The sequence below is a fragment of the Roseomonas alba genome (assembly GCF_019430885.1).
In the GTDB taxonomy this organism is placed as follows: domain Bacteria; phylum Pseudomonadota; class Alphaproteobacteria; order Acetobacterales; family Acetobacteraceae; genus Neoroseomonas; species Neoroseomonas alba.
On sequence record NZ_JAHYBZ010000001.1, the window covers coordinates 84805 to 109519 of the forward strand.

General features: G+C 69.4%; 21 protein-coding genes. 13 read left to right on the plus strand and 8 right to left on the minus strand.

The genetic code is table 11. From position 1 onward, the window contains the following. Window positions 1-387: 387 nt before the first annotated feature. Genes KPL78_RS00430 through KPL78_RS00450 form a run of 5 tightly spaced genes read right to left on the minus strand, consistent with a single transcriptional unit; the run spans window position 388 to window position 6985 of the window. Window positions 388-1899: a hydrogenase large subunit gene (locus tag KPL78_RS00430; RefSeq protein ID WP_219760674.1), complete on the minus strand. Its 1512-nt coding sequence runs from the start codon at window positions 1897-1899 to the stop codon at window positions 388-390. Beyond that, on the minus strand, window positions 1896-3335 hold the full coding sequence (locus KPL78_RS00435; RefSeq protein WP_219760675.1) for a hydrogenase 4 subunit F: 1440 nt from the start codon (window positions 3333-3335) through the stop codon (window positions 1896-1898). Before KPL78_RS00435 ends, KPL78_RS00430 begins: the two co-directional genes overlap by 4 nt. Beyond that, window positions 3335-4003 (minus strand): hydrogenase-4 component E, encoded by a 669-nt coding sequence (locus tag KPL78_RS00440; protein ID WP_219760676.1) that lies wholly within the window; start codon window positions 4001-4003, stop codon window positions 3335-3337. The genes KPL78_RS00435 and KPL78_RS00440 overlap by 1 nt, the downstream gene beginning before the upstream one ends. Further along, window positions 4000-4959 carry a respiratory chain complex I subunit 1 family protein gene (locus KPL78_RS00445; protein WP_219760677.1) on the minus strand — a complete coding sequence of 320 codons (960 nt, stop codon included), beginning with the start codon at window positions 4957-4959 and terminating at the stop codon, window positions 4000-4002. The genes KPL78_RS00440 and KPL78_RS00445 overlap by 4 nt, the downstream gene beginning before the upstream one ends. Window position 4960: 1 nt before the next feature. Beyond that, window positions 4961-6985, minus strand: a complete 2025-nt coding sequence (locus KPL78_RS00450) for a proton-conducting transporter transmembrane domain-containing protein (protein WP_219760678.1) — start codon at window positions 6983-6985, stop codon at window positions 4961-4963. Between the two features lie 186 nt (window positions 6986-7171). Here KPL78_RS00450 and KPL78_RS00455 point away from each other — a divergent pair, with 186 nt between their 5' ends. Beyond that, on the plus strand, window positions 7172-7720 hold the full coding sequence (locus KPL78_RS00455) for a TRAP transporter small permease subunit (RefSeq protein ID WP_219760679.1): 549 nt from the start codon (window positions 7172-7174) through the stop codon (window positions 7718-7720). A gap of 3 nt (window positions 7721-7723) precedes the next feature. Then, window positions 7724-9136, plus strand: a complete 1413-nt coding sequence (locus tag KPL78_RS00460; protein WP_219760680.1) for a TRAP transporter large permease — start codon at window positions 7724-7726, stop codon at window positions 9134-9136. A 34-nt stretch (window positions 9137-9170) separates the two neighbouring features. Here KPL78_RS00460 and KPL78_RS00465 read toward each other — a convergent pair whose 3' ends face one another. Next, window positions 9171-10154 carry a Bug family tripartite tricarboxylate transporter substrate binding protein gene (locus tag KPL78_RS00465; RefSeq protein ID WP_219760681.1) on the minus strand — a complete coding sequence of 328 codons (984 nt, stop codon included), beginning with the start codon at window positions 10152-10154 and terminating at the stop codon, window positions 9171-9173. Window positions 10155-10291: 137 nt separating this feature from the next. On the opposite strand from KPL78_RS00465, the gene KPL78_RS00470 reads away from it, so the two are divergent. Continuing rightward, the gene (locus tag KPL78_RS00470; RefSeq protein ID WP_219761671.1) at window positions 10292-11866 is read left to right on the plus strand and encodes an ABC transporter substrate-binding protein; all 1575 of its coding nucleotides are present in this window, start codon (window positions 10292-10294) and stop codon (window positions 11864-11866) included. Window positions 11867-11882: 16 nt separating this feature from the next. Continuing rightward, on the plus strand, window positions 11883-13256 hold the full coding sequence (locus KPL78_RS00475) for an amidase (RefSeq protein WP_219760682.1): 1374 nt from the start codon (window positions 11883-11885) through the stop codon (window positions 13254-13256). Between the two features lie 193 nt (window positions 13257-13449). Here KPL78_RS00475 and KPL78_RS00480 read toward each other — a convergent pair whose 3' ends face one another. Further along, window positions 13450-15060: an ABC transporter substrate-binding protein gene (locus KPL78_RS00480; RefSeq protein WP_219760683.1), complete on the minus strand. Its 1611-nt coding sequence runs from the start codon at window positions 15058-15060 to the stop codon at window positions 13450-13452. Window positions 15061-15236: 176 nt separating this feature from the next. On the opposite strand from KPL78_RS00480, the gene KPL78_RS00485 reads away from it, so the two are divergent. From KPL78_RS00485 to KPL78_RS00500, 4 genes are all read left to right on the plus strand, one after another. Then, entirely contained in the window at window positions 15237-16415 is a 1179-nt protein-coding gene (locus KPL78_RS00485; RefSeq protein ID WP_219760684.1) for a M20 family metallopeptidase, read from the plus strand. Between the two features lie 318 nt (window positions 16416-16733). Beyond that, a complete protein-coding gene (locus tag KPL78_RS00490; protein ID WP_219760685.1) occupies window positions 16734-17843 on the plus strand; it encodes a THUMP domain-containing class I SAM-dependent RNA methyltransferase in 1110 nt (369 codons plus the stop codon). A gap of 82 nt (window positions 17844-17925) precedes the next feature. Then, on the plus strand, window positions 17926-18360 hold the full coding sequence (locus KPL78_RS00495; protein ID WP_219760686.1) for an acyl-CoA thioesterase: 435 nt from the start codon (window positions 17926-17928) through the stop codon (window positions 18358-18360). A gap of 38 nt (window positions 18361-18398) precedes the next feature. Next, window positions 18399-18884, plus strand: coding sequence for a hypothetical protein (locus KPL78_RS00500; protein WP_219760687.1), 486 nt, complete (start codon window positions 18399-18401; stop codon window positions 18882-18884). On the opposite strand, the gene denD is transcribed toward KPL78_RS00500, so the two are convergent. Then, complete coding sequence (gene denD, locus KPL78_RS00505; protein WP_219760688.1) at window positions 18881-19864, minus strand: D-erythronate dehydrogenase; 984 nt, start codon at window positions 19862-19864, stop codon at window positions 18881-18883. The genes KPL78_RS00500 and denD overlap by 4 nt on opposite strands. 72 nt (window positions 19865-19936) lie before the next feature. On the opposite strand from denD, the gene KPL78_RS00510 reads away from it, so the two are divergent. The 5 genes from KPL78_RS00510 to ugpE all read left to right on the plus strand — a co-directional run bounded on the left by KPL78_RS00510 (window position 19937) and on the right by ugpE (window position 24712). Further along, window positions 19937-20278 (plus strand): TfoX/Sxy family protein, encoded by a 342-nt coding sequence (locus KPL78_RS00510; protein WP_219760689.1) that lies wholly within the window; start codon window positions 19937-19939, stop codon window positions 20276-20278. A gap of 32 nt (window positions 20279-20310) precedes the next feature. After that, on the plus strand, window positions 20311-21486 hold the full coding sequence (locus KPL78_RS00515) for a diaminopropionate ammonia-lyase (RefSeq protein ID WP_219760690.1): 1176 nt from the start codon (window positions 20311-20313) through the stop codon (window positions 21484-21486). Window positions 21487-21556: 70 nt separating this feature from the next. Then, window positions 21557-22909, plus strand: coding sequence for a sn-glycerol-3-phosphate ABC transporter substrate-binding protein UgpB (ugpB, locus tag KPL78_RS00520; RefSeq protein ID WP_219760691.1), 1353 nt, complete (start codon window positions 21557-21559; stop codon window positions 22907-22909). 28 nt (window positions 22910-22937) lie between these two features. Then, complete coding sequence (gene ugpA, locus KPL78_RS00525; RefSeq protein ID WP_219760692.1) at window positions 22938-23819, plus strand: sn-glycerol-3-phosphate ABC transporter permease UgpA; 882 nt, start codon at window positions 22938-22940, stop codon at window positions 23817-23819. Further along, a complete protein-coding gene (gene ugpE / locus KPL78_RS00530; RefSeq protein ID WP_432761269.1) occupies window positions 23819-24712 on the plus strand; it encodes a sn-glycerol-3-phosphate ABC transporter permease UgpE in 894 nt (297 codons plus the stop codon). Before ugpA ends, ugpE begins: the two co-directional genes overlap by 1 nt. Window positions 24713-24715: the final 3 nt, after the last annotated feature.

Sequence of the window (24715 nt, forward strand, 5' to 3'; positions counted from 1 at the left end):
CACGCACTGGAGAGGGGTCGGACTCTTCTTCAAACGTCACCCTGCCACAGGCCCAACGGTAGCCCCGATGCTTTCGCAGGGGGACCGAGAGGGGCTCTGCCCCTCTCGGGCTCACCCCGCCAAAGGCCGAAGGGCCATTGGAAACCTCGACTTGGTGCCGTGCGCCGCTGCCAGAATGGCGCCGAGACCCGTCCTTGCGCACGAAAGGCGTTTGGAGGGCGCAGCGCGAGCGCCGCGCTGGGTGCCAAAAGATTGCGTTCCAAGTGCTCCAAGCACTTGGCGGGGTGGTTTGGAGGGGCAGAGCCCCTCCAACGGTGACAGCGGAAGAACGAGCGCCATCAGCAAGGCCCCTCGGCCCGTGCCCGGCAAAACTTGTGACCCCATCCGTCACAGGTCCACCCCGCTGTAGGAGCAGTTGAACGACTTGTTGCACAGCGGGAAGTCCGCGACGATGTTGCCTTCGATCGCCGCTTCCAGCAGTGGCCATTGCAGCCAGGATGGGTCGCGCAGGAAGCAGCCGCGGATCAGCCCGCCCTCGTCCAGCCGCACCCAGGCGAGGCATTCGCCCCGGAACCCTTCGATCAGGGCGACACCTTCGCCGGCCTGGGAGGGCAGGGGCACCAGCGTCTCGCCCGGCGGCAGCTCGGCGAGCAGCCGCCGCACCAGACCGATGGACGTTGCGAGTTCCGCGACGCGTACGCGCACGCGGGCATCGACGTCGCCGCCGGTCTCCACTGCGATGGGCGGCAGCAACCAGTCATAAGGCGCGTAGCCGGGCGTCAGCCGCGCGTCGAAGCCGCGCCCCGATCCGCGCCCGACGAAGCCGCCGGCGGCGAAGCGCCGCGCATGCGCGGGGTCCAGGAATCCGGTGCCCACCACCCGGTCCTGCAGGCTGGCGTGGCTGTCATAGATGCGGCGCAGGGCCGGGATTTCCGCCTCCACCGCGGCCAGCGCGGCGAGGATGAGTTCGGCCCCGCCCGGTGCGATGTCCGGCGCGATGCCGCCGGGCAGCACCCCGTCCATCATCAGCCGGTGGCCGAAGGCGGCGGCGCAGGCGCGCAGCACGCCCTCGCGCAGGAAACCGCAGCGGGCATGGGGGAAGGCGAAGGCCGCGTCGTTGCAGACGAAGCCCCAGTCGTTCAGGTGGTTATGGATGCGTTCCAGCTCGCCCATCACCGCGCGAAGCGCGATCGCGCGGGGTGGGATGGTGACGCCGAGCGCGGCTTCCGCGGCGGCGGCGAAGGCCCAGCCGAAGGCGACGGTGGAATCCCCCGACAGCCGCGCCGGGAACACCGCCGCCGCGCGCGGCGACTTGCCGAGCATCAGCGACAGCACGCCCTTGTGCTTGTAGCCGAGCCGCGCTTCCAGCCGGACCACGACCTCGCCCTGGATATGAAAGCGGAAATGGCCGGGCTCGATGACGCCGGCATGGATGGGGCCGACCGGGATCTGGTGGATGCCCTCGCCCTCGACGGGAAGGAATTCGGGTTGGGGCGGTTCTGCACCGACCAGGGACAGGGGGTTCGCCGACATCGGGCCGGCGATCTGCCAGCGGCCATGATCGAGCCAGGGGCGCAGATCGACCGCGCCCTCGGCGGTCAGGCCCCACAGGTCGCGGATCATGCGCTCGAAGCGGATCGCACCGGGACGGGCGGGGGAGAGCGCGGCGTAGCGCCCGCCCTCCGCCACGGCGGAGGCCAGGAAGATTTCGTTCGTCGTCTCGTCCAGGAAGGCGGCGTGGACCGTGCCGAGCTCGGCCCAGAGCCCGAGCAGGGCGATCGCCGGATCCTCCGCTAGCGCACCGGGCAAGCGGGCCCAGGCTTCCGCGCTGAGCAGGAAGCGGTCATGGGGCACGGCCCCTTGCGGCGCGCCGCCGCGGATCAGGGCTTTCGCGCTCATCCGATCACCCTTGCCGCGGCGCCGAGCATGGCCGCGAGCCCCGCCGGCATGGCGAGGCCGAGTGCCGCCGCCACCACCAGATGCAGCCAGAGCGGCGTCGCCGCCACCATCTCCTGCCAGCCCTTCGGCGATCCGTTCGGCACGTCGGGCGTTGGCGCGCCGAAGCACATGGCCTGCAGCACTGTGATCAACGCAGCAAGCGCGGTGACCATGCCGATCGCGAGGGGGATGGCGAGCCAGGGTGCCTCGGCCGCCGCGGTGGCCAACAGCCGGAACTCGGAGACGAACAGCAGCGCCGGCGGTAGCCCGCCGATGGCCGCGATGGCGAGGGCCAGCCCCCAGCCCAGCGCCGGATGCGTCGCGACCAGCCCGCCGATATCCACGATCTTCTGGCTGCCCTTAGCCTGAGACGCGCGGCCGACGCCGAAGAAGATCGCGCTCTTCACCAGCGAATGCCCGAGCAGATGCAGCAGCCCCGCGAGATTGGCGAGCGGCCCGCCCAGCCCGAAGGCGAAGGCCGCGATACCCATATGCTCGATCGACGACCACGCGAAGAAGCGCCGCGCATCACGCCGTCGCCACAGCGCCAGCGCGGCGAGCAGCACCGTCGCGAGGCCCATCGCCAGCAGGAAGGGCCCGGCCGCGATGGCCTGCGGGTTCGCGCCAACGATCGCCTTGTTGCGCAGCACGGCGAGCATCGCCGCATTCAGCAGCAGCCCCGACAGCACGGCGGAGATCGGCACCGGCCCTTCCGCATGCGCATCCGGCAGCCAGGAATGCAGCGGCACCAGCCCGACCTTGGTCCCATAGCCCAGCAGCAGGAAGGCGAAGGCGAGGTTCAGCGTCGCCGGGTCGCAGCGCGCCGCCACCTCCATCAGCGCCGTCCAGGACAGCCCCGTCTCCTCATCCAGCAGCGGCTGCGCGGCGAGATACAGAACGATGGTCCCGAACAGCGCGAGCGCGATGCCGACACCGCAGAGGATGAAGAACTTCCACGCCGCCTCGAAGGCCGCGGGGGTGCGGTGCACCGCGACCATGGAGACGGTGGCGAGGGTCGCGATCTCGATCGCCACCCACATCACGCCGAGATTGTCGGCGAGCAGCGCCAGGGTCTGCGCGCCCATGAAGATCTGGAAGGCGGCGTGGTAGGCGCGGATGCGCCAATGGTCGAAGCCTTCGCGGTCCAGTGTCGCCGCCGAGAACACCGCGGTGGTCAGCCCGACGAAGGCGGACAGCAGAATGAAAGGCAGGTTCACCGCATCCGTATGCGTCCAGCCCTGCTGCGCATAGGGCTGCGCCATCAGCACGCCGGCCATCAGGAAGGACACGGCGCTGACCGCGACATTGCCCCAGGACGCCTGCCGCAGATTCGGCACGGCGGCGAGGGCGACGGCCCCAGCCCAGGCCCAGAAGACGATGACCCATTGCAGCGGCATCAGCGGCGTTCCCCGCGATGCTCTTCGAGCGACCCGGTGTCGAGCGTGTCGAAGCGTTCGCGGATCTGGAAGGCGAAGACGCCGGCGACCAGCGCCAGCATCAGCACCAGCGCGGCGGTGGACAGTTCCACCACCAGCGGCATGCCGGTCACGCCGATGGCCGCGAGGATCAGGCCGTTCTCGAGCGACAACAGCCCGATCACCTGGCTGATGGCGTTGCGCCGCGTGATCATCATCAGCATGCCGAGCAGCACGACGGACATGGCGAAGGCCAGGCTCTCGCGCGACAGCAGGCGGGCATCCTGGGTGGCCGGCAGGGTGACGAGGATGCACAGCCCGACCAGCGCGACGCCGGCGGTCATCGACAGCCCGACGCCGAGCGCGGTCTCGACCGTCCGGTGCAGGTTCAGCTCGCGCACCAGGCGATGCAGCGCGAAGGGGATCAGCAGACCCTTCACGCCGAAGGCCAGCAGGGCGGTCAGGTACAGCCCCGGCACGCCCTGCGCATGCGCCGCCCAGGCCGCCGCCGCGGCCAGCACCATGCCCTGCATCGCGAAGGCATTGATCACCGTCCCGATGCGCCGCTGATACAGCAGCACGAAGGACAGCAGCAGCACCGCCCCGCCGAGCAGATGCGACAGATCGTAGGTGAGCTGCCCGAACCTCACGCGAGCCCCGTCGAGACGAACAGCAGCACCGCGCCGAGCAGCCCGAGCAGTAGCGCCGCGCCGAGGAATTCCGGCACGCGGAAGACGCGCATCTTGGCGATGGCGCTCTCGAAGGCGGCAAGCCCCAGCGCGAGCCCGCCGATCTTCACCAGCCAGGCGGCGAGCCCGACCACCCACCAATGCGGCGCCGACCCCGCCGGCGCCTGGCCGAGCGGCAGGAAGACGGCCGCGAGCAGCGACAGCCACAGCAGCAGCCGCATCTGCGCCGCATAGTCCCACAGCGCGAGATGCCGGCCTGAGGCTTCAAGGATCATCGCCTCATGCACCATGGTCAGTTCGAGGTGTGTGGACGGGTTGTCGACGGGGATGCGCGCATTCTCCGCGATGGCCACGGCGAGCAACGCGACCAGTGCGAGGCCCAGCGACACGCGCAGGCCGAGCGCGCCGTCCCGGAAGGACCCGGCGATGGCGTCGAGATTCGTGGTCCCGGCGAGGATCGCAAGCGACAGCGCCGCCACCACCAGCGCCGGCTCGGCGAGTGCCGCGAAGGACATCTCCCGCGCCGCGCCCAGCCCACCGAAGGGCGTACCGACATCCATCCCCGCCAGCGCCATCGCCACGCGCCCGACGGCGAGCAACCCCGCGACCAGGATCAGGTCCGCCAGCGGCGCGAAGGCCATGCCGCGCGCGAAGGACGGCACCAGCGCCGCGGCCGCGACGGCCGCCCCGGCCGCGAGATAGGGGGCGGCAAGCGAGATCGCCGAGGCGTTCTCCGCCAGCACCGGCCTCTTGCGCAGCAGCTTCAGGAGGTCGCGCAGGGGCTGCAGCACATGCGGCCCGCGCCGGCCCATCATCCGCGCCTTCATCCAGCGCACGACGCCCGTCAGCAGCGGTGCGGCGGCCAGGATCAGCGCGATGTGCAGCGCCTGCGCCAGGATGGACCAGACCACCGCCATCTCAGCGCGCCCCCATCCAGGCGAGCAGGGCCAGCATCAGCACGACGGCGCCGAAGGCGAGGCCCAGGCACTGCCGGATCGATAGGTCGCGCAGCCGTTCGGCGCGCGCCGCGGCGGCGTCCCGCCAGCGGGGCAGGGCGCCTTCCAGGAAGGCCAGCGCCGGATCACGGAAGCCCGAATCCAGCACGGCGGGACTCGTCGCCCCGGGGGCGGGCATCGTCACCCGTTCGCGGGCGCTGAGCAGCCCCTGGCCCAGCATGCGCCGCAGTGGCTGGCCGAAGCCGGCCGCACTCGGCTGGGCGGCGGGATCGCCGAAGGGAAAATGCGGCGGCGCGGCGATGAAGCCGCAATCCCAGGCCGGGCCGCGCATCACGCCCGCCGGCGCGCGGCGCCGCACGACCCAGACCGCGAGCCCGACCGCGGCGGCCAGCAGCAGGGCCACGGCCAGCGGCCAATAGCGCGCCCCGCCCTCGGCCGCACCGATAGCATCCCAGCCGGCGCGCGGCGCCGAGGTTCCGACCATCACCCGCAGCGCCGGCTCGGCGAGGTCGAGCAGCAGCCCCGGCACCAGCCCCAGCACGACGCACAGGCCCGCCGGCACGGCGAGCGCCCAGCGCACCGCGCCGCCGGATTCCTCCGCCCCCGCCGCGCGCGGCGTGCGCGGACGGCCGAGGAAGACCAGCCCCCAGAAGCGCACCATGGCCGCGGCCGCCAGCGCCGCCGCCAGCGCGGCGAGCGCCGTGACCGCTGCCGCCCCCATCTGGAAGGCGATATCCCCGATCCGCCAGGCCGCCAGCAGCGCCTGTAACAGCAGCCATTCCGAGGCGAAGCCCGACAGCGGCGGCAGTGCGGCCGCGGCCATCGCGCCGGTCAGCGCTGCCCAGGCGGTCCAGGGCATGCGGTGGATCAGCCCGCCCAGCCGGTCGAGCTGCCGCGACAGTGCGCCGTGCAGGACCTCGCCGGCCGCCAGGAACAGCAGCGTCTTGAACACCGCATGGTTCAACGTGTGCAGCAGCGCCGCCCCGGCCGCCAGCGCCGCCAGCGCCGGCAGGTCGGCCCCCCGGAAGGCCACGGCGAGCCCCATTCCGATCGCGATCAGCCCGACATTCTCGATGGTGGAGCAGGCCAGCAGGACCTTGCTGTCCTCCTCCAGATTGGCCCGCAGCGCCCCGATCACGGCCGACGCTGCGCCGAGCGCGATCAACGGCGCGCCCATCCAGATCGGCTGGGCCGGCCCCATCAGGTCGAACAGGAAGCGCGCCAGCACATAGAGCGCGACCTTGGTCATCGCCCCCGACATCACCGCCGAGACGTGGCTCGGCGCGGCGGGATGGGCGAGCGGCAGCCAGACATGCAGCGGCGCCAGCCCGGCCTTGGACCCCGCCCCGGCCAGGACCAGCAGCATCACGGCCAGCGCCCGCAGGCCTTCCGGCGGGGCCTCCCGCAGCACGGCGAAGGCGACGTCGCCCGCGCCCCCGGCCAGCACCCCGAAGGCGAGGACCAGCGCCAGCCCGCCATAACCGGCGAAACCCAGATAGATGCGCGCCGCCTCCCGGTTCTCGGCTCGCGCGTGGTCATGGGCGACCAGGGCCCAGGAGGCGAGGGACATGGCCTCGAAGCCCAGCAGCAGGGTGAAGCCATCCGCGGCGAGCAGCGTCAGCGCCATGCCGGCGATGAAGAGCGGCCAGGGCACGAGCTCCCGCGGCGCCACCCGGCCATGCACCCCCCCGAAGGCGTACAGCCCGGCACAGGCCACCGACAGCCCCAGCGGCAGGAGAAACCAGGAAGACAGCGGATCGAGCGCCAGCCGCGCCGGCCCCCAGGGCGGCCCGAAGGGCAGTTCCATCACGGCCGGACCGTTCAGCAGTCCGCCGATGCCGCCCGCCACCAACCCGAGACCCGCCACGGCTACCGCCCCGTGCACCGTTCTGGCTCCGGACGGAAAGCGGGCAAGCGGCAGCGCGGCCACGCCGAGCGCGGCGAGCAGGCCGACCAGCAGAGCCAGTGCCGTCAGCATGCAGGGCATGGGCGCCGAGTCACCGTGGCAGGATAGGCCGCCGGGCCCCGCGGGCACAAACCCCACGGATTTGCATTGACCGGCGGCCGGCGCTAGAGGAAGCGCCCCTCTCGCGCGGGAGGGGCAAGATCCAGTCATGGGAGCACGGCGCCATGCGCCACGGTCGGCCGGAACTCGGCCGGAGCACGCCTTAGCATGCGTGCCGCACTCCAGTTCAGCCGGGGCGTCGACGCCATCAGCGCCGCCTTCGGGTATGTCGCCGAATGGTGCGTCCTGGCCGCCTGCGCGATCGCCGCCGGCAATGCCATCGTGCGCTATGCCTTTTCCTGGTCGTCCAATGCCTGGCTTGAGGTGCAGTGGTACCTCTTCGCCGCCGTGGTGCTGCTGGGTGCGGCCTATACGCTGCGCCGCAACGGGCATGTCCGGGTGGACCTGGTCTATGGCTCGGTCTCGCACCGCACCAAGCTGTGGATCGACCTGCTCGGCATCATCTTCTTCCTGCTGCCGGGCATGCTGCTGCTGGCCTGGATGACCTGGCCGTTCTTCCTCGATGCCTTCATCCGGGAGGAAGGGTCGCCCAATGCCGGCGGCCTGATCCGCTGGCCGGTGAAGATCCTGATGCCGATCGGCTTCGCGCTGGTCGCGCTGCAGGGCCTGTCCGAGCTGGTGAAGCGCATCGCCGCCCTGCGCGGCATGACCGACGAGGCTGCCCAGGTGGCCGAATACGAGCGCCTGGAGCAGTAGCGGATGATCAGCCTCGAGATGATGCCGCCGCTGATGTTCGGCGGCCTGGTGATCTTCCTGCTCATCGGCTTCCCGGTGGCCTTCTCGCTGTCCGCGGTCGGGCTGTTCTTCGGGTTCGTCTCGATCGAGATGGGCTTCTTCACCACCGCCTATCTCGGAAACCTGCCGCTGCGCGTCTTCGGCATCCTGTCGAACGAGGTGCTGCTCGCCATCCCCTTCTTCACCCTGATGGGCGCGGTGCTGGAACGCTGCGGGTTGGCCGAGGATCTGCTGGAAGGCACCGGGCAATTGTTCGGCAAGGTGCCGGGCGGCCTTGCCTATGCCGTGGTGCTGGTGGGCGCGGTGCTGGGCGCCATCACGGGCACGGTCGCGGCCTCGGTCATCGCCATGGGCATGATCTCCCTGCCGGTGATGATGCGCTACGGCTACGACATGCGCATCGCGACGGGCGTCATCGCGGCCTCGGGGACCATCGCGCAGCTCATCCCGCCCTCGCTGGTGCTGATCGTGCTGGGCGACCAGCTCGGCAAGTCGGTGGGCGACATGTATGCAGGGGCGATCGGGCCGTCGATCCTGCAGGTCTCGCTGTTCCTGCTGTTCATCGCCTTCGTCAGCATCGTCTCGCCGAAGAAGGTGCCGCCTCTGCCGCCCGAGGCGCGTGGGGTGCGCGGCTGGCCGCTCTACTGGAAAGTGCTGAAGGGCATGGTGCCCTCGCTGGTGCTGATGTTCCTCGTGCTCGGCACCATCTTCCTCGGCCTCGCCACGCCGACCGAGGCCGGTGCGATGGGCGCCATGGGCGCCATCGTCATCGCCATCGTGAACGGCCGCTTCACCTTCAAGCTGCTCTTCGAGGCGATGGCCAACACCGCGCGCATCACCGCGATGGTCATCTTCATCCTGATCGGCGCGACGGTCTTCTCCCTGGTCTTCCAGGGCGTGGACGGCAGCATCTGGATCGAGCACCTGCTGTCGCACCTCCCCGGCGGGCAGACCGGGTTCCTGATCTTCGTCAACGTCTTCGTCTTCTTCCTGGCCTTCTTCCTCGACTTCTTCGAGATCGCCTTCATCGTGGTGCCGCTGCTCGCCCCGGTGGCGGCGAAGCTCGACATCAACCTGGTGTGGTTCGGCGTGCTGCTCTGCGTGAACCTGCAGACCAGCTTCATGCACCCGCCCTTCGGCTTCGCGCTGTTCTACTTGCGCGGCGTGGCGCCCAAGGAAGTGCTGACGAAGGATATCTACTGGGGCGCGCTGCCCTGGCTGTGCCTGCAGCTCATCATCGTAGCCGTCGTCATCATGTGGCCGCAGACCGTGACCTACTGGCTACATCAGGGCACCGGGGTCGATCCCTCGACCGTGCGGATCGAGGTACCGCTGCCCGAGCCCGAGGACGAGACGTCAGTCCCGGTCTTCCGCTGATCCCTGGAGGCGAAGGGGCCCGGCCCCTTCGCCGTCAGTCGACGCGCGCCCCGCTGGCCTGCACCGCCACCGCCCAGCGCGTGCGCTCCCGGGCCAGAAATCCGTCAAGCCCGCCCTCGCCCAGCGTGACCAAGGTCGCACTGCGCGCCCGCATCAATGCGCGATAATTGTCCGAGGCCGTGACGGCCGCCACCGCCATGCGCAATTGATCGACCACCGGCGCCGGCGTCGCTGCGGGGACGAACATGCCGAACCAGTTCGGGACGTCCAGGCTGGGGTAGCCGGCCTCGACCAGGGAGGGCACCTCGGGCAGTTCCGCGGCGCGTTCGCGCGTGGCGATGCCGACGATGCGCGCCTGGCCCGACTGGTGCAGTGGCAGCGCCGTGGTCAGCGCGTCGCACATCATCGCGACCTGGCCCGAGACGAGATCCGCCAGTGCCGGCGGGCTGCCGCGATAGGGCACATGGACCATCTGCAGCCCGGCATCCTTGGCGAAGAGTTCCGCCGTCAGATGCGTAAGCGAGCCGCTGCCCGAAGACGCGAAGGCCACTTCGCCCGGCTTCGCGCGTGCCTTGGCGACCAGCGCATCGAGCGTCGGTTCCGGCAGGGCGCGCGGGCTGACGAGCATGACGTTCGGCTGCGCGCCCAACACGCCGAGAGCTGCGAAATCCGTGTCCGGATCGTAGTTCAACCGGGCATAGAGCGGCTTCGCGATACCCATCACCGCGGGGCCCACCGCCAGGATCGTGTATCCGTCGGGCGCGGATTTCGCGACCGCTTCCGACCCCACATTCCCACCCGCGCCGGCACGGTTGTCCACCACCACGAGCTGGCCGATCTCCCGTGACAGGCCTTCCGCCGCCGCGCGGGCGAGGATGTCGGTGATGCCCCCGGGCGCGAAGGGCACGACGACGCGCAGCGGCCGGTTCGGGTAGCTGCCCGATTGGGCGCGTGCCACGGCCGGCACGGTGAGCGTCGCCGCCATCAGCAAGGCGCGGCGCGAGGGTGAATGCAGCATCATGCTCTCCAGGCCGTTCGGGGCGACACGATCCTGGGCACGAAGTCCGCGGCACGAAAGATGCTGACTGACGTCGGCCGGCGCCTTTGTCGGTCGTGGCGGCAACGCCGAGGACGAAGATGAGGCATCGGAGCGTGATGGTGCGAACGCATTGGGCAGCCGCGTTGGCGGCGTGGCTTGTCGCCGGAGCGAAGGCAGCGGTGGCGCAGTCGCTGACCGTGGCGCTGGCGGCGACACCGACGGCGATCGACCCGCACTTCCACAACCTGGTGCCGAACAATGCCATCGCGGCGCATGTCTTCGACCGGCTGGTGCACCAGGACCAACGCCAGGCGCTGACGCCGGGCCTCGCCGAATCCTGGCGCGCGATCTCGGAGACCGAATGGGAGTTCCGCCTGCGCGCCGGCGCGACCTTCCACGACGGCGCGCCGGTCGAGGCCGAGGATGTCGCGGCGAGCCTGCGCCGCGTCCCCGCCGTGCCCAACAGCCCCGGCCCCTTCACCCAGTTCGTGCGCGGCATCGCCTCGGTCGGGATTGTCGACCCGCACACGCTGCGCATCACAACGCGCGGGCCGCAGCCGCTGCTGCCCACCGACCTGTCGGTGATCGCCATCATCCCCCGCCGCTTCGAAACCGCCGCGACCGCCGAGTTCCGCTCGGGCGCGGCGATGATTGGCAGCGGGCCGTTCCGCTTCGAATCCTTCACCCCCGGCGACCGCGTCGTGCTCGCCCGCAACGACGCCTATTGGGGCGGTGCGCCGGCCTGGCAGCGCGCGACGCTGCGCATCGTGCCGAATGACAGCGCGCGCGTCGCTGGGCTGCTCGCCGGCGATGTGGATGCGATCGAGGCAGCACCGATCTCGCAGCTCGACGCCCTGCGCCAGCGCCCGGGCATCGCGCTGTTCCGCACCGTGTCGAACCGCGTGATGTTCCTCAGCTTCGACACCTTCCGAGACGTCACGCCGCATGTCAGCGCGCGCAACGGCCAGCCGCTGGCGGCGAACCCGCTGAAGGATGCGCGCGTGCGCCGCGCCATCTCCATGGCCATCAACCGCACCGCCATCGTCGAGCGGCTGATGCACAACGAGGCGATCGCCGCCGGCGGCCTGCTCGCCGAGGGCTTCTTCGGCGCCAGCCCGAACCTTCCCCCGCCGGCCTTCGACCCGGACGGCGCACGGCGCCTGTTGCGGGAGGCGGGCTACCCGGACGGTTTCCGCCTGACCATCCACGGCCCCAACGACCGATTCCCGAATGACGAACAGATCCTCCAGGCCGTGGCGCAGATGCTGACGCGCGTGGGCATCGAGGTGCGCGCCGAGGCGATGCCCTTCAACATCATCCTCTCCCAGGGCGGGCCGCCGAATTTCGCCTTCTCGACCATGCTGCTCGGCTGGGGCAGCAATACGGGCGAAGCCTCCTCGCCGCTGCGTGGGCTGCTGGCGACGATGAATCGGGATCGTGGACTCGGCGTCGCCAATCGTGGGCGATATTCCAACCCGGCGCTCGATGCGATCATCATCCAGGCACTGGGCACGGTGGATGACGGATCGCGCCGCGCCTTGCTGGAACAGGCGCAGGACGTCGCGATGGCGGACCAGGCATTGGCGCCCATCCTGTATCAGGTGAATATCTGGGCGACGCGGGGCGGCATCACCTATGTGCCGCGCGCGGATGAATTCACCCTGGCGCGCTTCTTCACCCCGGCGCAGTGACGCGGAGACCATCAGCATGACCGAGGATATCTGGCGGCTTCCGGCGACGGTGCTCGCCGCGCGTTTCCGCGAGGGGAGCCTGACGCCGAGCGCGGCGCTGGCCGCCGTGCTGGAACGCATCGCCGCTGCCAATCCGCAGCTCAACGCCTTCGCGACCCTGGACGTGGCCGGCGCGACCGCTGCCGCACAGGAAGCGGATGCGCGCTTCGCCGCGGGCAAGCCGCTCGGCCCGATGGATGGCGTGCCGGTCTCGATCAAGGACAACATCACCGTCGCCGGCCTGCGCTGCGCCTGGGGCAGCGCATTGTGGATGGACTACGTGCCCGAGGCCGACGAGACTCCGGTCGCGCGGCTGCGCGCCGGCGGCGCCGTCATCCTCGGCAAGACGAATGTGTCGGAGTTCACGCTCGGCCGCGGCAATGTGGACACCGCATCCTTCGGGACCACGCGCAACCCGTGGAACACGGCGCTGACGCCGGGTGCCTCGACCGGTGGCGGCGCGGCGGCCGTGGCCGCGGGCTTCGGGCCGGTCACGCTCGGCACCGATGGTGGCGGGTCGATCCGTCGCCCGGCCTGCCATTGCGGGCTGGTGGGCCTGAAGCCCAGCACGGGGCGCGTCGCGCGCCGCAACGGCTTGCCGATCATCCTCGACGATGCCGAGGTGATCGGCCCCATCGCGCGCACGGTCGACGACCTGGCGACGACGCTGTCGATCATCCAGGGCCCGCTGGACGAGGACCGGCTGTCGATCGGCGTGCCCGGCCCGCATGAGGAGCCGCCGCCGCCGACGGGGCTGCGCATCCTCTATGTGCCGCAGGTCGCGCAATGGCAGGTCGAGGCGCCGGTCGCCGCATCCTGTGCCGAGGCGGCGCGCAAGCTTGCGGCGCTCGGCCACAGCGTCACCGAGGGCGCGCTGCCCGTCGACATCGCGCTGTTCGAGAAGCACTGGCCGGCGATCGGTGCCGCAGGTCTTGCCTGGGTCCTGCGCGGCAAGGATTGGAAAGGCCGCATCGGCGCGATCTATGAGGAGATGATGGCGAAGGCGGAAACGCTCTCGGCGGCCGACTACGTCGATGCGCTGAACGCCTTCCGTGAGGTGCAGGCGCAATTCGCCCGCGCCTTCCGCGACTGGGACGTGATCGTGATGCCTTCGGCTGGCGCGCTGCCCTGGGATGCGACGAAGTTCGGCCCGCCCTATCACCGCGCCTTCACAGGTATCGTGAATGCGGGCGGGCTGCCGGGGCTGAACGTGCCGGTGGATCCGTCGCCCGAAGGGCTGCCGATCGGGGTGCAGCTGGTCGGGCCCTATGGGGCGGACTGGAAGCTCATCGCGCTCGCGCGGCAGTACGAGGCGGCGTACCCCTGGGCGGATCGCTGGCCGGCGCTGTGATTTGGAGAGGGGCTTTGCCCCTCTCCAAGCCTCTCCCCACCAAAGGCCCGAGGCCTTTGGAAACCGTCTGTCAGCCAGTCGGCCTTGATGGGCACGCGTCTGCCCATCGTCGCGACAGACAGACCGATGGGATCCAAGGGCCGTGGGCCCTTGGCGGGTGGGGTTTGGGGAGGGCAGAGCCCTCCCCGTAGTGTTACCCGCCCCAATTGCGCGCCGAGAAATCCATCACGAACGACTTCGACGCCTTCCACGGCAGGTCCTTCCGCTTGCCCGTGAAGTTCGCCGTCTGGAACAGCACGGTGTAGGCGGGGTCCTCGCGTTCCGTCAGCGTCAGCATGCGCCGGAAGGCTGCCTGGCGCTTCGCGAGGTCGCTTTCCACCTGCAGCACGTCGAGCAGCCGCGGCGCCTCGTCATTCTGCCACTGCCCGGCGGCCCAGGTTTGCCCGCCCGGCCCATAGACCGACATCGGCGCGACCGGGTCGTTGAACACCGCTGTGTTGGAGTTGTCGCACAGCCCGCGCCCCGGGAAGCGGCCGAGGATCTGGCCCCAATTCTCCTTCATCTCGATCGGCACGTTCAGCCCGACCTGGCGCCAGCCTTCCACCAGGATCTGTGAGGACGCGACCTGGCCCGTGTAGTAGTTGTTCAGCAACTGGTACGGGATCGGTTCGCCGCGGTAGTTCGCCTCGCGCAGCAGGCGGCGCGCCTCGGCCGGGTCGAAGCGCGGGGCCTCCCAGTCCGACAGGTACATGTCGCCATAGACTTCCCATTGCAGGCCCTTCGGCACGCGGGTGCGGCCGGCCCACAGGCTGTCCACGATCGCCTGGCGGTCGATGCTGTGGGACATGGCGCGGCGGATCAGCGGGTTCGCCAGCACCGGATGCGTCTTGTCCCACACGATCAGGCGGATGTTGTTGATCGGGCCGCCCTGGACTTCGTGGCGCGCGCTGCGCTCGACGCCGCCGATCTGGTCGGGCGGCAGGTCGCAGATGAAGTCGTAGTCGCCGGCGAGCAGCCCGTTCACGCGGCCCGCGACATCCGGCACCTCGACCAGGCGGATCGACTTCAGCGGCGGGCGCCCGCCCCAATAGGCGTCATGCGCCTCGAGCAGCAGGTCGCGGCCCGGGCGATGCTCGACGATGCGATAGGGCCCGGTGCCGACCGGCTTGCGCGCCCAGTCCAGCCAGGATTCCGCGGCGTCGAAGGCGGCGCGGGAGAAGATCGCGCCCGAGGTCCGCGTCAGCCGCCCTTCCAGGGTCACATCCGGCACGGAGTTCACGAAGCGCACGGTCTTCGCGTCGACGATCTCCATCCGCTCGAAGCCCGGGAAGTGGGCGCGGGAGATGGCGACGGCCTCCGGCGGTGGCGTCTTGCCGCCCTGGCCCGCGGTGGTGGACACGAACAGCCCGCGGCTGTCGGCGGCAAGCCCCGTCCACATGCGTTCGCGCGAGAAGGTGAAGGCGACGTCCTCGGCCGTCATGGTGCGGCCGTCATGCATCACCACGCCCTCGCGCAGCGTCAGTTCCAGCGTCTTCGGATCGATCCGCCGCCAGGACGTGGCAAGCACCGGGCCCGCGCGCTCCGTCTCCTGCCAGTCGATGCCGATCAGCGGCTCGGAGAAGGAGGGCATGATACGGAAGCCGACATTGGACTGCTCGCGCATCGGCTCCATGGTGCCGGAGGTGCTGATGATCTGCACCGCGACGGTAATGGACGGCCGCGTATCGGCCTGCGCGACGGCGAAGCGCGGCAGTGTGCCGGCGGCGGCCAGCCCGCCCAGCAGCGCGCGACGGTTCAGTATCATGGCGAAATCCCCTCTGCCCTTCGGATCAGGGGCGGGACGCTAAGCCGTGGCCCATGACAGATGCGGGACCGCTGCGTGAAGGCTGCGGGATGCACATGGACCGATTCCGGACTTGTCCACCCCCCCTTTGCGCCTGGCCTGCGCGGTGTCAGCCTTGCGCCGCAAAGGAGAACCACATGAGTACCGAAGCCGATATCACCGCCTGGCTGGCCTCGCAGAAGGACGCGATGCTCGCCGAACTCGCCGAGATGGTGAACACCGATGGCGGGTCCTACGACAAGGCGGGGGTCGATCGCACCGGCGCGCAGGTGAAGCGCTTCCTCGAATCGCACGGCATCGCCGTCGAGGTGCTGCCCCAGGCCAAGCATGGCGACTGCATCCGCGGCATCGTCGATGGCGGCTATGAGCTCGGCACCGGCAATCAGCGGTCGAACATCGTGGTGATGGGCCATCGCGACACCGTCTTCCCGAAGGGCGAGCCCGACCGTCGCCCCTTCACCATCAAGGATGGCCGCGCCTATGGCCCCGGTGTCGCCGACATGAAGGCCGGCATCGTGATGAACATGTTCGTCCTCGCCGCCTTCAAGAAGTTCGGCGGCGCGCCGGGGCCGCTCGTCGGCCTGTTCACCGGCGACGAGGAGATCGGCAGCCCTGAAGGCCGCCCGGTCATCGAGGCCGAGGCGCAGAACGCCCGCGTCGTCTTCAACAGCGAACCAGGCCGTGCCTCGGGCAATGTGGTGAAGGCGCGCAAGGGCGGCGTGTTCTCCGTCGTGGACATCACCGGCAAGGCCGCGCATTCCGGTGGCAATTTCGAGGCCGGCATCAGCGCGATCGGGGAGGCCGCACACAAGATTGTCGCCATCCATGCACTGACTGACCTCAAGCGCGGCATTACGCTGAATGTCGGGCTGATCCAGGGCGGCCAGTCGGTGAACACCACCGCGCCGAGCTGCCAGTTCCAGATCGACCTGCGCTATGTCGAAGTGCCCGAGCGCGACGAGATCATGGGCAAGATCCACGACATCGTCGCGAAGTCCTACATCCCCGGCACCAAGGCGACGCTGGCGGTGAAGGGCGAGTTCCGACCACTGAACCCATCCGCGGAATCGGAACGCGTCTTCTCGATCTATCAGGCGGCGGCCGCGGAATCGGGGCTGAAGGTCGAGGCCGAATTCACCGGCGGCTGCGCGGATTCGGGCTTCACGGCGGCGCTCGGCGTGCCGACGCTGTGCGGCGTGGGGCCGGTGGGCGGACTGGCGCATAGCCCGGAGGAATATCTGGAGGTCGAGACCGTCGTTCCGCGCGCGCAGGCGATGGCGCGGTCGATCTTCCGGTTGGAGAAGGCCGGGATCTGAAGGGGGAGGGGCGCCGGGCTGAAGACGGAGGAGGGCTTTGCCCTCCCCCGGACCCCCCACCCACCAAAGGCCGAAAGGCCTTTGGAAACCTCGACCTGGCGCTCTGCGCTTCGGGCGGAATGGTGCCGAAACCCGCCTTTGCGCGAAGGAGGCGTGTTGAGGGAGCAAAATGTCTGTTGCGCCCGCGCCAAGTGATTGCGTTCCAAGTGCTCCAAGCACTTGGTGGGGTGAGGTTTGGAGAGGGGCAAAGCCCCTCTCCAATTCCGGCAGTGACGTCCTTCTCTGGCCTGAACCGCCCCGCCGTGTCATGCCCCGGCCATGACCGCGGAGTTCGACATTTTCCTCGCCACCCTGCCGGGCCTTGAGCCCGTGCTGTGCGACGAGGTGCGCCACAAGGGCTTCAAGCGGCCCAAACCCGTGCCCGGCGGTGTCGTGCTGAAAGGCGGCTGGCCGGAAATCTGGCGCGCCAATCTCTGGGTCCGTGGCGCGAGCCGTGTCCTGGCCCGCATCGACAGTTTCCGCGTCGAGCATCTCGCGCAACTCGATCGCCGCGCGCGACACGTCCCCTGGGCCAGCGTCCTGCGTCCCGACATCCCATTCCGCGTCGAGGCCTCGTGCAGCGCATCGCGCATCTATCACAGCGGCGCGGCGGCGGAGCGGATCGCGACGGCCATCCGTGAGACCCTCGGTGCGCCCAGCGCGGATGATGCCGAGGTCACTGTCATGGCCCGGATCGACCACGATATCTGCACCATCAGCATCGACACCTCCGGCGAGCCGCTGCACAAGCGCGGCTACAAGGAGGCCGTGAACGCCGCGCCGATGCGCGAGACCATGGCGTCGCTGTTCCTGCGCCAATGTGGCTATGATGGGAACGAGCCGGTGCTCGACCCGATGTGCGGGTCCGGCACCTTCGTCATCGAGGCCGCGGAGATCGCCGCACGCCTCAACCCGGGCCGTGCGCGACACTTCGCCTTCGAGAAGCTCGCCACCTTCGATGCCGAGGCGTGGGAGACGATGCGCGCGGTGCGCAGCGGCCGGACGCCGCCGGCGCGCTTCCAGGGCAGCGACCGCGACGCCGGCGCGATCGCGATGAGCCTTGCCAATGCCGAACGCGCCGGGGTCGCCGACATCACCGAATTCCGGCGCTGCGCGATCAGCGACATCGTGCCGCCGGAGGGCCCGCCGGGCCTCGTCATCGTCAATCCGCCTTATGGCACGCGCCTGGGCGATCGCCCGAAGCTGATGCCTCTCTACCAGGCGCTGGGCCGCGTGCTGATGGAGCGCTTCCACGGCTGGCGGGTCGGCATCATCGCGACCGATGCCAGGCTTGCCCATGCCACCGGGCTGCCGTTCCTGCCGACCGACGCCCCGGTGCCGCATGGCGGGCTGCGCGTGACGCTGTTCCGCACCGCGCCCCTGCCCTGACGCGCAACCGCGCTTTCCCACCGCGCCGACCCGCTCCACAATCCGCCGGCCACGGAGAGGGAACACCCGGATGGATGCGGCAATGCGCGAGCTCTACGGCGTCGAGGGCCAATGGGCGCTGTGGAAGGAACACACCATCCGCTGGGCGGAATGCGACATCTACGCCCATGTGAACCACGCCGCCTACCTGACCCTGTTCGAGGATATGCGCATCGACTGGTGGCTCGGCGCCGGCGGCGGCTTCTCGCCGACCGCGCCCGGGCCGGTGGTCGGCTCGCTCGAGGTGAAGTACCACCGCCCCGGCCATTTCCAGGACAAGGTGCTGCTGACGGCGCGCACGGCGTCCTTCCGCCGCACGTCGTTCGTGCATCAATACGCGATGTGGCGCGACGGGCTGCTGTGCTCGGCCCGCGCGCTCTGCGTCGTCATCGACAACGCCACGGGCGCGAAGGCCGAACTGCCCGAGGAGATGCGCCGCCTGATGGCCGAACGCGACGGCGCGGTGGCGGAGGTCTGACCCGCTCGGCTGCTGAGCCCAGTCATGGAGGTATAGCCTTGAACGATACCGAAGCACTGCGCCTGAGCTTCCGCCCGGAACGTGTCAGGATGCTGATGGTGGGGGAATCCGCGCCTGCGGGCGGAACCTTTTTCTACCGAGCGAATTCCAACGCCTATCGAGAGATTAGGAAGGCGTTTGGACGCGATGGCGACGACGGCTTCCTCGCGTGGTTCAAAGCGCAAGGCTTTTACCTGGATGATTTGGTCCTGACGCCTATCAACACCACCGGCCGGGCTGAGCGACAGAGTGCCTGCGAGGCGGGAATTGCGCCGCTCTCAGAGCGCATCCGCAACTACCGTCCGCAAATGGTCATCGCGTTCAAGAAATCGATCTGCCGCGAGGTGTTGGAAGCTGTCCGTCGCTCTGGCACGGGCGCGGCATATGAATGCACGCATTTTCCAGGTGTTGGTCAGCAAGCCAAGTTTCGGGCCGATATGGCATTGATCCTGCCGCGGCTGCCGGGACGCGACGTCAATCTCTAGAGGCCCCGGTCGGCCCTGGTCGCCTCCAGATCATCCTCGATGAAGGCGCGCACCAGGTCTTCCAGCGGCTCCTGCTCGGGGAAGCCGAGGCGCCGCGCGCGCTCGGCCTCGAAGGCCGCGGGCCAGCCGACGACGATGTCGAAGACCTCCCGGTCGAAGGCGAAGCCGACCTTCTCGCGTGCCGCATGGCCGGCCACGATTTCCAGCGCGCCGAGCAGCTTCGCGACCGTCGCGCTGCGCCCCGGCGGGTTGATGCCGCGATCGATGCCGAGCGGCGCTGTATCCATCGTCGCCGCGTGCAGGAACCATTCCATGGTGCTGCGCGGGGAGCAGATCCAGACGGCGAATTCCGGCGGCACCGGGCAGTCGGTGGACAGGCCCAGCAGCGGCTCGCGGATGATGGCCGAGACGAAGGAGGACGCCGCCTTGTTCGGCCGCCCGGGCCGCACCATCACCGTCGGCAGCCGGATGCAGACCGCATCGAGGAAGCCCTTGCGCGACGCATCCTGCAGCAGCAACTCCCCGATCGCCTTCTGCGCGCCATAGGAATTGGTCGGCACCTGCCGCCCGTCATCGGGCACCACCGCGTCCTGGCCTCCGCCGAAGGAGGCGACGGAGGAGGTGAAGATCACGCGCGGCTTGGTCCCCAGCGCCCGGCAGGCGCCCAACACGGCGAGGGTGCCATGCAGGTTCACCTTCATGCCGAGGTCGAAATCCGCCTCGGCCGCCGCGCTGACCACGGCGGCCAGGTGAAAAACCACCTCGGTCCCCGCGGGGATCGCCGCGGCGACGTCGGCCGGATTCGCGACGTCGCCGCCCAGGCACTGCACGGGGAAGGGAGCCTCGGGCGCCGTGGGGGCGTGCAGGTCGAACAGGGTCAGCCCGGTGATGGGCTCGCCGCCCAGCGTGCCGTCCTTGGCCAGCCGCGCGGCCAGCTTCTTGCCCAGAAATCCACCGCCGCCGAGTATGGTGATGCGCATGCCTGCTCCTCTTCCCCGTGGGGCAAGGTGCTCCGGCTTCGCCGCCGCGCCAAGCCCTTCCTAGGACCGCCCATGGCCCGCGACCCCTCCCTGGAAGATCGGTTGCGCGCGGCCCTCGTGGAGGCCGGCCCGCTGGTATGGAAGCCGATGATGGGCGGCTACTGCGCCATGAAGGATGGCCATCTGCTGGCCTCGGCGACCCGGCGCGATGGCGAGGGCCTGTTCTTGTTCCGCCTCGGTCGCGTGGCGGCGGAGGAGGCGCTGCGGCGCGGCATCGCCCGGCCGCTGCGGGCCGGCCTGCGCACCATGCCGGGCTATGTCGAGATCCCTGCCGAATCCTGCGACGAGGCGGCGCTGCGCCGCTGGGTCGTGCTGGCCTTGGCGGAAGTCGGCCGACTGCCACCGAAGGGTTGACCGGGCGCCCTCGGCTGGCGCATGGCCGGGCCATGATCCCGACCTGCCCCTTCCGTTTCATGATGAACCGCCGCCATGGCACGCCGGGCTTGGTGGTCCTGCCCGATTCCGGCTTCCGGCGCGCGCGGGAGGAGATTGCCTCCTGGCCCGGCTATGAGGCGACCCCACTGGTGGACCTGCCGGACGCCGCCGCCGCGGCCCAGGTCGCATCGGTGCACTACAAGCATGAAGGCGGGCGCTTCGGCCTGGGATCCTTCAAGGCGCTGGGCGGCGCCTATGCGGTGATGCGCCTGCTCCAGGCGGAACTCGCCAGGCGCGGCGTCGCCAATGCCGCCACCGCCGCCGAACTGATGGAGGGCACCCACGGGGAGGCGACGCGCGGCATCACCGTCTGCTGTGCGACGGACGGCAATCACGGTCGGTCCGTCGCCTGGGGGGCGAAGCTGTTTGGCGCCACCTGCGTCATCTTCGTCCATGAACACGTCAGCCAAGGTCGCCGCGACGCCATCGCGAAATATGGCGCCGAGATCCGCGTCGTGCCCGGCAACTACGACGATGCGGTGCGGGAGGCGCAGAAGCAGGCCGATGCGAATGCCTGGTTCGTCGTCTCCGACACCTCCTATCCCGGCTATACCGAGGTCCCGCGCGACGTGATGCAGGGCTATCGCGTCATGGCCGATGAGGCCGCGACGCAGATCGGCATCACGCCGACACACGTCTTCGTGCAGGGTGGCGTCGGCGGGGTCGCGGCGGCGGTCTCGGCCCAGATGCGCATGCGCTTCGGCGCCGCGGTGAAGGTAATCGTCGCTGAGCCCGACAAGGCCGCCTGCCTCCTCGCCAGCGCCGAGGCCGGCCAGCCGACCACCATCGAGGGCGATCTCGATACCTTGATGGCAGGCCTCGCCTGCGGCGAGCCCTCGCTGCTCGCCTGGCAGGAGCTGGAGCGCGCCGCCTTCGCCTTCATGGCCGTGCCGGACGATTCCGCGGTCGATTGCATGAAGGCGCTCGCCGCCCGCAACCCACCGGTGGTGGCGGGGGAAAGCGCGGTGGCGGGCCTTGCCGCGCTTCTCCTGGCCGCCGGCGAGCCCTTCGCACGTGCAGCGCTGGGGCTCGATTCCACCAGCCGCATCCTGCTGTTCGGCACCGAGGGCGCGACGGATCCCGAGATCTATGCCCGGCTGGTCGGTCATGCCCCTTCATCAGAGTGACATCGTTCTGTAATCTCTCTGAAAAGGCGCCCGGCTAAGCCGCCGCGTCGCCGCAACAGGGAGAGACGCAATGCTCCGTCGCCGCATGCTCATGACCGGGGCGATGTCCCTCGGTGTCGCTGCCCCCGCGCTGGGCCAGACCCAGCCGGTCGAGATCCAGTTCTGGCATGGCCTGGCCCAGCCGCTGGGCGGCCTGCTGGAAAAGCGCTGCACCGACTTCAACGCGACGCAGACGAAATACAAGATCGTCCCGACCTTCCGCGGCTCCTACCCGGAGACGATGGTCGCGGCGATCGCCGCCTTCCGCGCCAACAGCGCCCCGCACATCGTGCAGATGTTCGAGGTCGGCACCGGCACCATGATGGCCGCCGGCCGCGCGGTGAAGCCGGTGCACGAGCTGATGGCCGAGACCGGCACCACCATCGACTTCGACGACTACCTGCCCGGCGTGCGCGGCTATTACAGCCTGTCGGACGGGCGGATGATGTCGATGCCGTTCAACAGCTCGACCACCATCGTCTGGTACAACAAGGACGCCTTCCGCGCCGCCGGTGCGGACCCCGACAAGTTCCCCGAGACCTGGCAGGGCGTCACCGAACTGCTGCCCAAGCTGAAAGGCGCAGCCGGCACCGAGGTGCCGATGTCGACCGCCTGGCTGACCTGGGCGCAGATCGAGAATTTCTCGGCCATCCACGACATTCCGCTGGCGACGCTGGCGAATGGCTTCGGTGGCCTCGGGACCGAGCTGCAGATCAACAACCCGCTGGTCCAGCGCCACATGGCGAATCTGGTCCAGTGGCAGAAGGACGGGCTGTTCCGCTACGGCGGCCGCAACAATGCCGGCGAGCCCGCCTTCCCGAGCGGGCAGGCGGCGATCATGTTCACCTCCTCGGGCTTCCGGGCGCGGGTGCAGCGGGAGGCACGCTTCAACTGGGGCGTTGCGATGCTGCCTTACTACCAGGGCACGCCGCGCGCGCCGATCAACTCCATCATCGGCGGCGCCAGCTTCTGGGTGATGAACAAGGGCCCGGCCGCTGGCGGCGGGCGCACGGCAGACGAATTCAAGGGCGTGGCCGAGTTCTTCAAGTACATCAGCCAGCCCGAGGTCGATGCGCAGTGGCACATGGACACCGGCTATGTCCCGGTGCGCCGCGCCTCCTATGCCATCGCCCGCGACAAGGGCTTCTACCGTGACAACCCCGGCGCCGACATTCCGATCGAGCAGCTTCTCCGCGGCGGCGGTGTGCTGACCGACAACAGCCGCGGCATCCGCCTCGGCGGCTTCGTCGAGATCCGCACCATCATGGAGGAGGAGCTGGAGCGCGCCTTCCAGGGCCAGCAGACGGCCGAGCAGGCGCTGGCCGCGGCCACCACGCGCGGCAACCAGGTGCTGCGCAACTTCCAGCGCGCCAACCGCGGCTGATGACGGGCCCGGTGTCGCGGAGGATGGCGTGAGAAAAAAGGTCATCTTCCGCGGCGCCGCGCTGCCCTATCTGCTGCTGCTGCCGCAGATGGCGGTGACGCTGGTCTTCTTCTTCTGGCCCGCCGGCATGGCGGTCTGGCAGTCGGCCCAGCGTGAGGACGCCTTCGGCCTGTCCACCGAGTTCGTCTGGTTCGAGAATTTCAGCGACCTGTTCCATGACCCGATCTACCTGAACGCGGCGTGGAACACGGTCATCTTCTCGACCTCGGTCGCCGCGCTGGCGCTGGGTGCGGCGCTGTTCCTCGCCGTGCAGGCGGACAAGCAGATCCGTGGATCGGGGCTCTACAAGACGCTGCTGATCTGGCCCTATGCCGTCGCACCCGCGCTTGCGGCCGTGCTGTGGCTGTTCATCTTCCATCCCTCGATCGGCCTGGTCGGGCGGGCCTTCGCGGCCATCGGCGTCGATTGGGACTACCGGGTGAATGGCGGGCAGGCGATGGCGATGGTCATCATTGCGGCCGCCTGGAAGCAGGTCTCCTACAACTTCATCTTCTTCCTCGCGGGGCTGCAGTCGATCCCGGCCTCGGTGCTGGAGGCCGCGGCGATCGACGGGGCGCGGCCGATGCGCCGTTTCTGGACGGTGGTCTTCCCACTTCTGTCCCCCACGGCGTTCTTCCTGCTGGTGGTGAACCTGGTCTACGCCTTTTTCGACACCTTCGGCGTGATCCACGCGCTGACCCGCGGCGGCCCCGGCAACGCGACCGAGACGCTGATCTACAAGGTCTATGTCGACGGCGTGCAGAACCTGAATTTCGGTTCCTCCGCGGCGCAATCCGTCGTGCTGATGATCATCGTCATCGGCCTCACGGCCATCCAGTTCCGCTATATCGAACGCCGGGTGCACTACTGATGTCGGCCACGATCGACGTCGAGGCCCTCGCCGCCGCCTCCCGCCGCCGTCGGATGCGGGAACGGGTGCTGACGCATCTCGCGCTGATCCTCGGCGTCGTCGTCTTCGCCATGCCGATCTGGATCACGCTGGTGGGGTCCACCCACGACACGGACACGATCGGCCGCGGCGACGTGCCGCTGCTGCCCGGCAGCGAGGCCTGGAACAACTACATGCACGCCTGGGCGCAGGGCGGGGGCGGGCGCAACACCTTCGCCGTACCGGCCAGCACCATGCTGTGGAACAGCTTCATCATGGCGATGCTGATCGCGGTGGGGAAGATCGCGATCTCGCTGCTCTCGGCTTTCGCGGTGGTGTTCTTCGCCTTCCCGCTGCGCATGGTCTTCTTCTGGATGATCTTCATCACCCTGATGCTGCCGGTCGAGGTCCGCATCATCCCGACCTTCCAGGTGATGACCAGCCTGTCCCTGATCGACACCATGACGGGGCTGACCCTGCCGCTGATCGCCTCGGCCACCGCGACGCTGCTGTTCCGGCAGTTCTTCCTGACCATTCCCGACGAATACGTCGAGGCCGCGAAGATCGACGGGGCGGGGCCGCTGCGCTTCTTCAAGGATGTGGTGCTGCCGCTGTCGGCGACGAACATCGCGGCACTCTTCGTCATCCTCTTCATCTATGGCTGGAACCAGTATCTCTGGCCGCTGCTGATGGTGACCAACCGCGACCTGGAGACGATCATCGTCGGCCTGACCAAGATGATCGGCATCGGCGACGCGCAGAACGAGTGGAACCTGATCATGACCACGGCGGTCTTCGCCCTGCTGCCGCCGGTGGCCGTGGTGGTGCTGATGCAGCGCTGGTTCATCAAGGGCCTGACCGAGACGGAGAAGTGACCG

Coding starts and splice junctions, on each gene's coding strand:
- KPL78_RS00430 (WP_219760674.1), bottom strand. CDS start 1,899: ATGAGCGCGAAAGCCCTGATCCGCGGCGGCGCGCCGCAAGGGGCCGTG.
- KPL78_RS00435 (WP_219760675.1), bottom strand. CDS start 3,335: ATGCCGCTGCAATGGGTCATCGTCTTCTGGGCCTGGGCTGGGGCCGTC.
- KPL78_RS00445 (WP_219760677.1), bottom strand. CDS start 4,959: ATGGCGGTGGTCTGGTCCATCCTGGCGCAGGCGCTGCACATCGCGCTG.
- KPL78_RS00450 (WP_219760678.1), bottom strand. CDS start 6,985: ATGCCCTGCATGCTGACGGCACTGGCTCTGCTGGTCGGCCTGCTCGCC.
- KPL78_RS00455 (WP_219760679.1), top strand. CDS start 7,172: ATGCGTGCCGCACTCCAGTTCAGCCGGGGCGTCGACGCCATCAGCGCC.
- KPL78_RS00460 (WP_219760680.1), top strand. CDS start 7,724: ATGATCAGCCTCGAGATGATGCCGCCGCTGATGTTCGGCGGCCTGGTG.
- KPL78_RS00465 (WP_219760681.1), bottom strand. CDS start 10,154: ATGCTGCATTCACCCTCGCGCCGCGCCTTGCTGATGGCGGCGACGCTC.
- KPL78_RS00470 (WP_219761671.1), top strand. CDS start 10,292: ATGGTGCGAACGCATTGGGCAGCCGCGTTGGCGGCGTGGCTTGTCGCC.
- KPL78_RS00475 (WP_219760682.1), top strand. CDS start 11,883: ATGACCGAGGATATCTGGCGGCTTCCGGCGACGGTGCTCGCCGCGCGT.
- KPL78_RS00480 (WP_219760683.1), bottom strand. CDS start 15,060: ATGATACTGAACCGTCGCGCGCTGCTGGGCGGGCTGGCCGCCGCCGGC.
- KPL78_RS00485 (WP_219760684.1), top strand. CDS start 15,237: ATGAGTACCGAAGCCGATATCACCGCCTGGCTGGCCTCGCAGAAGGAC.
- KPL78_RS00490 (WP_219760685.1), top strand. CDS start 16,734: ATGACCGCGGAGTTCGACATTTTCCTCGCCACCCTGCCGGGCCTTGAG.
- KPL78_RS00495 (WP_219760686.1), top strand. CDS start 17,926: ATGCGCGAGCTCTACGGCGTCGAGGGCCAATGGGCGCTGTGGAAGGAA.
- denD (WP_219760688.1), bottom strand. CDS start 19,864: ATGCGCATCACCATACTCGGCGGCGGTGGATTTCTGGGCAAGAAGCTG.
- KPL78_RS00510 (WP_219760689.1), top strand. CDS start 19,937: ATGGCCCGCGACCCCTCCCTGGAAGATCGGTTGCGCGCGGCCCTCGTG.
- KPL78_RS00515 (WP_219760690.1), top strand. CDS start 20,311: ATGATCCCGACCTGCCCCTTCCGTTTCATGATGAACCGCCGCCATGGC.
- ugpB (WP_219760691.1), top strand. CDS start 21,557: ATGCTCCGTCGCCGCATGCTCATGACCGGGGCGATGTCCCTCGGTGTC.
- ugpE (WP_432761269.1), top strand. CDS start 23,819: ATGTCGGCCACGATCGACGTCGAGGCCCTCGCCGCCGCCTCCCGCCGC.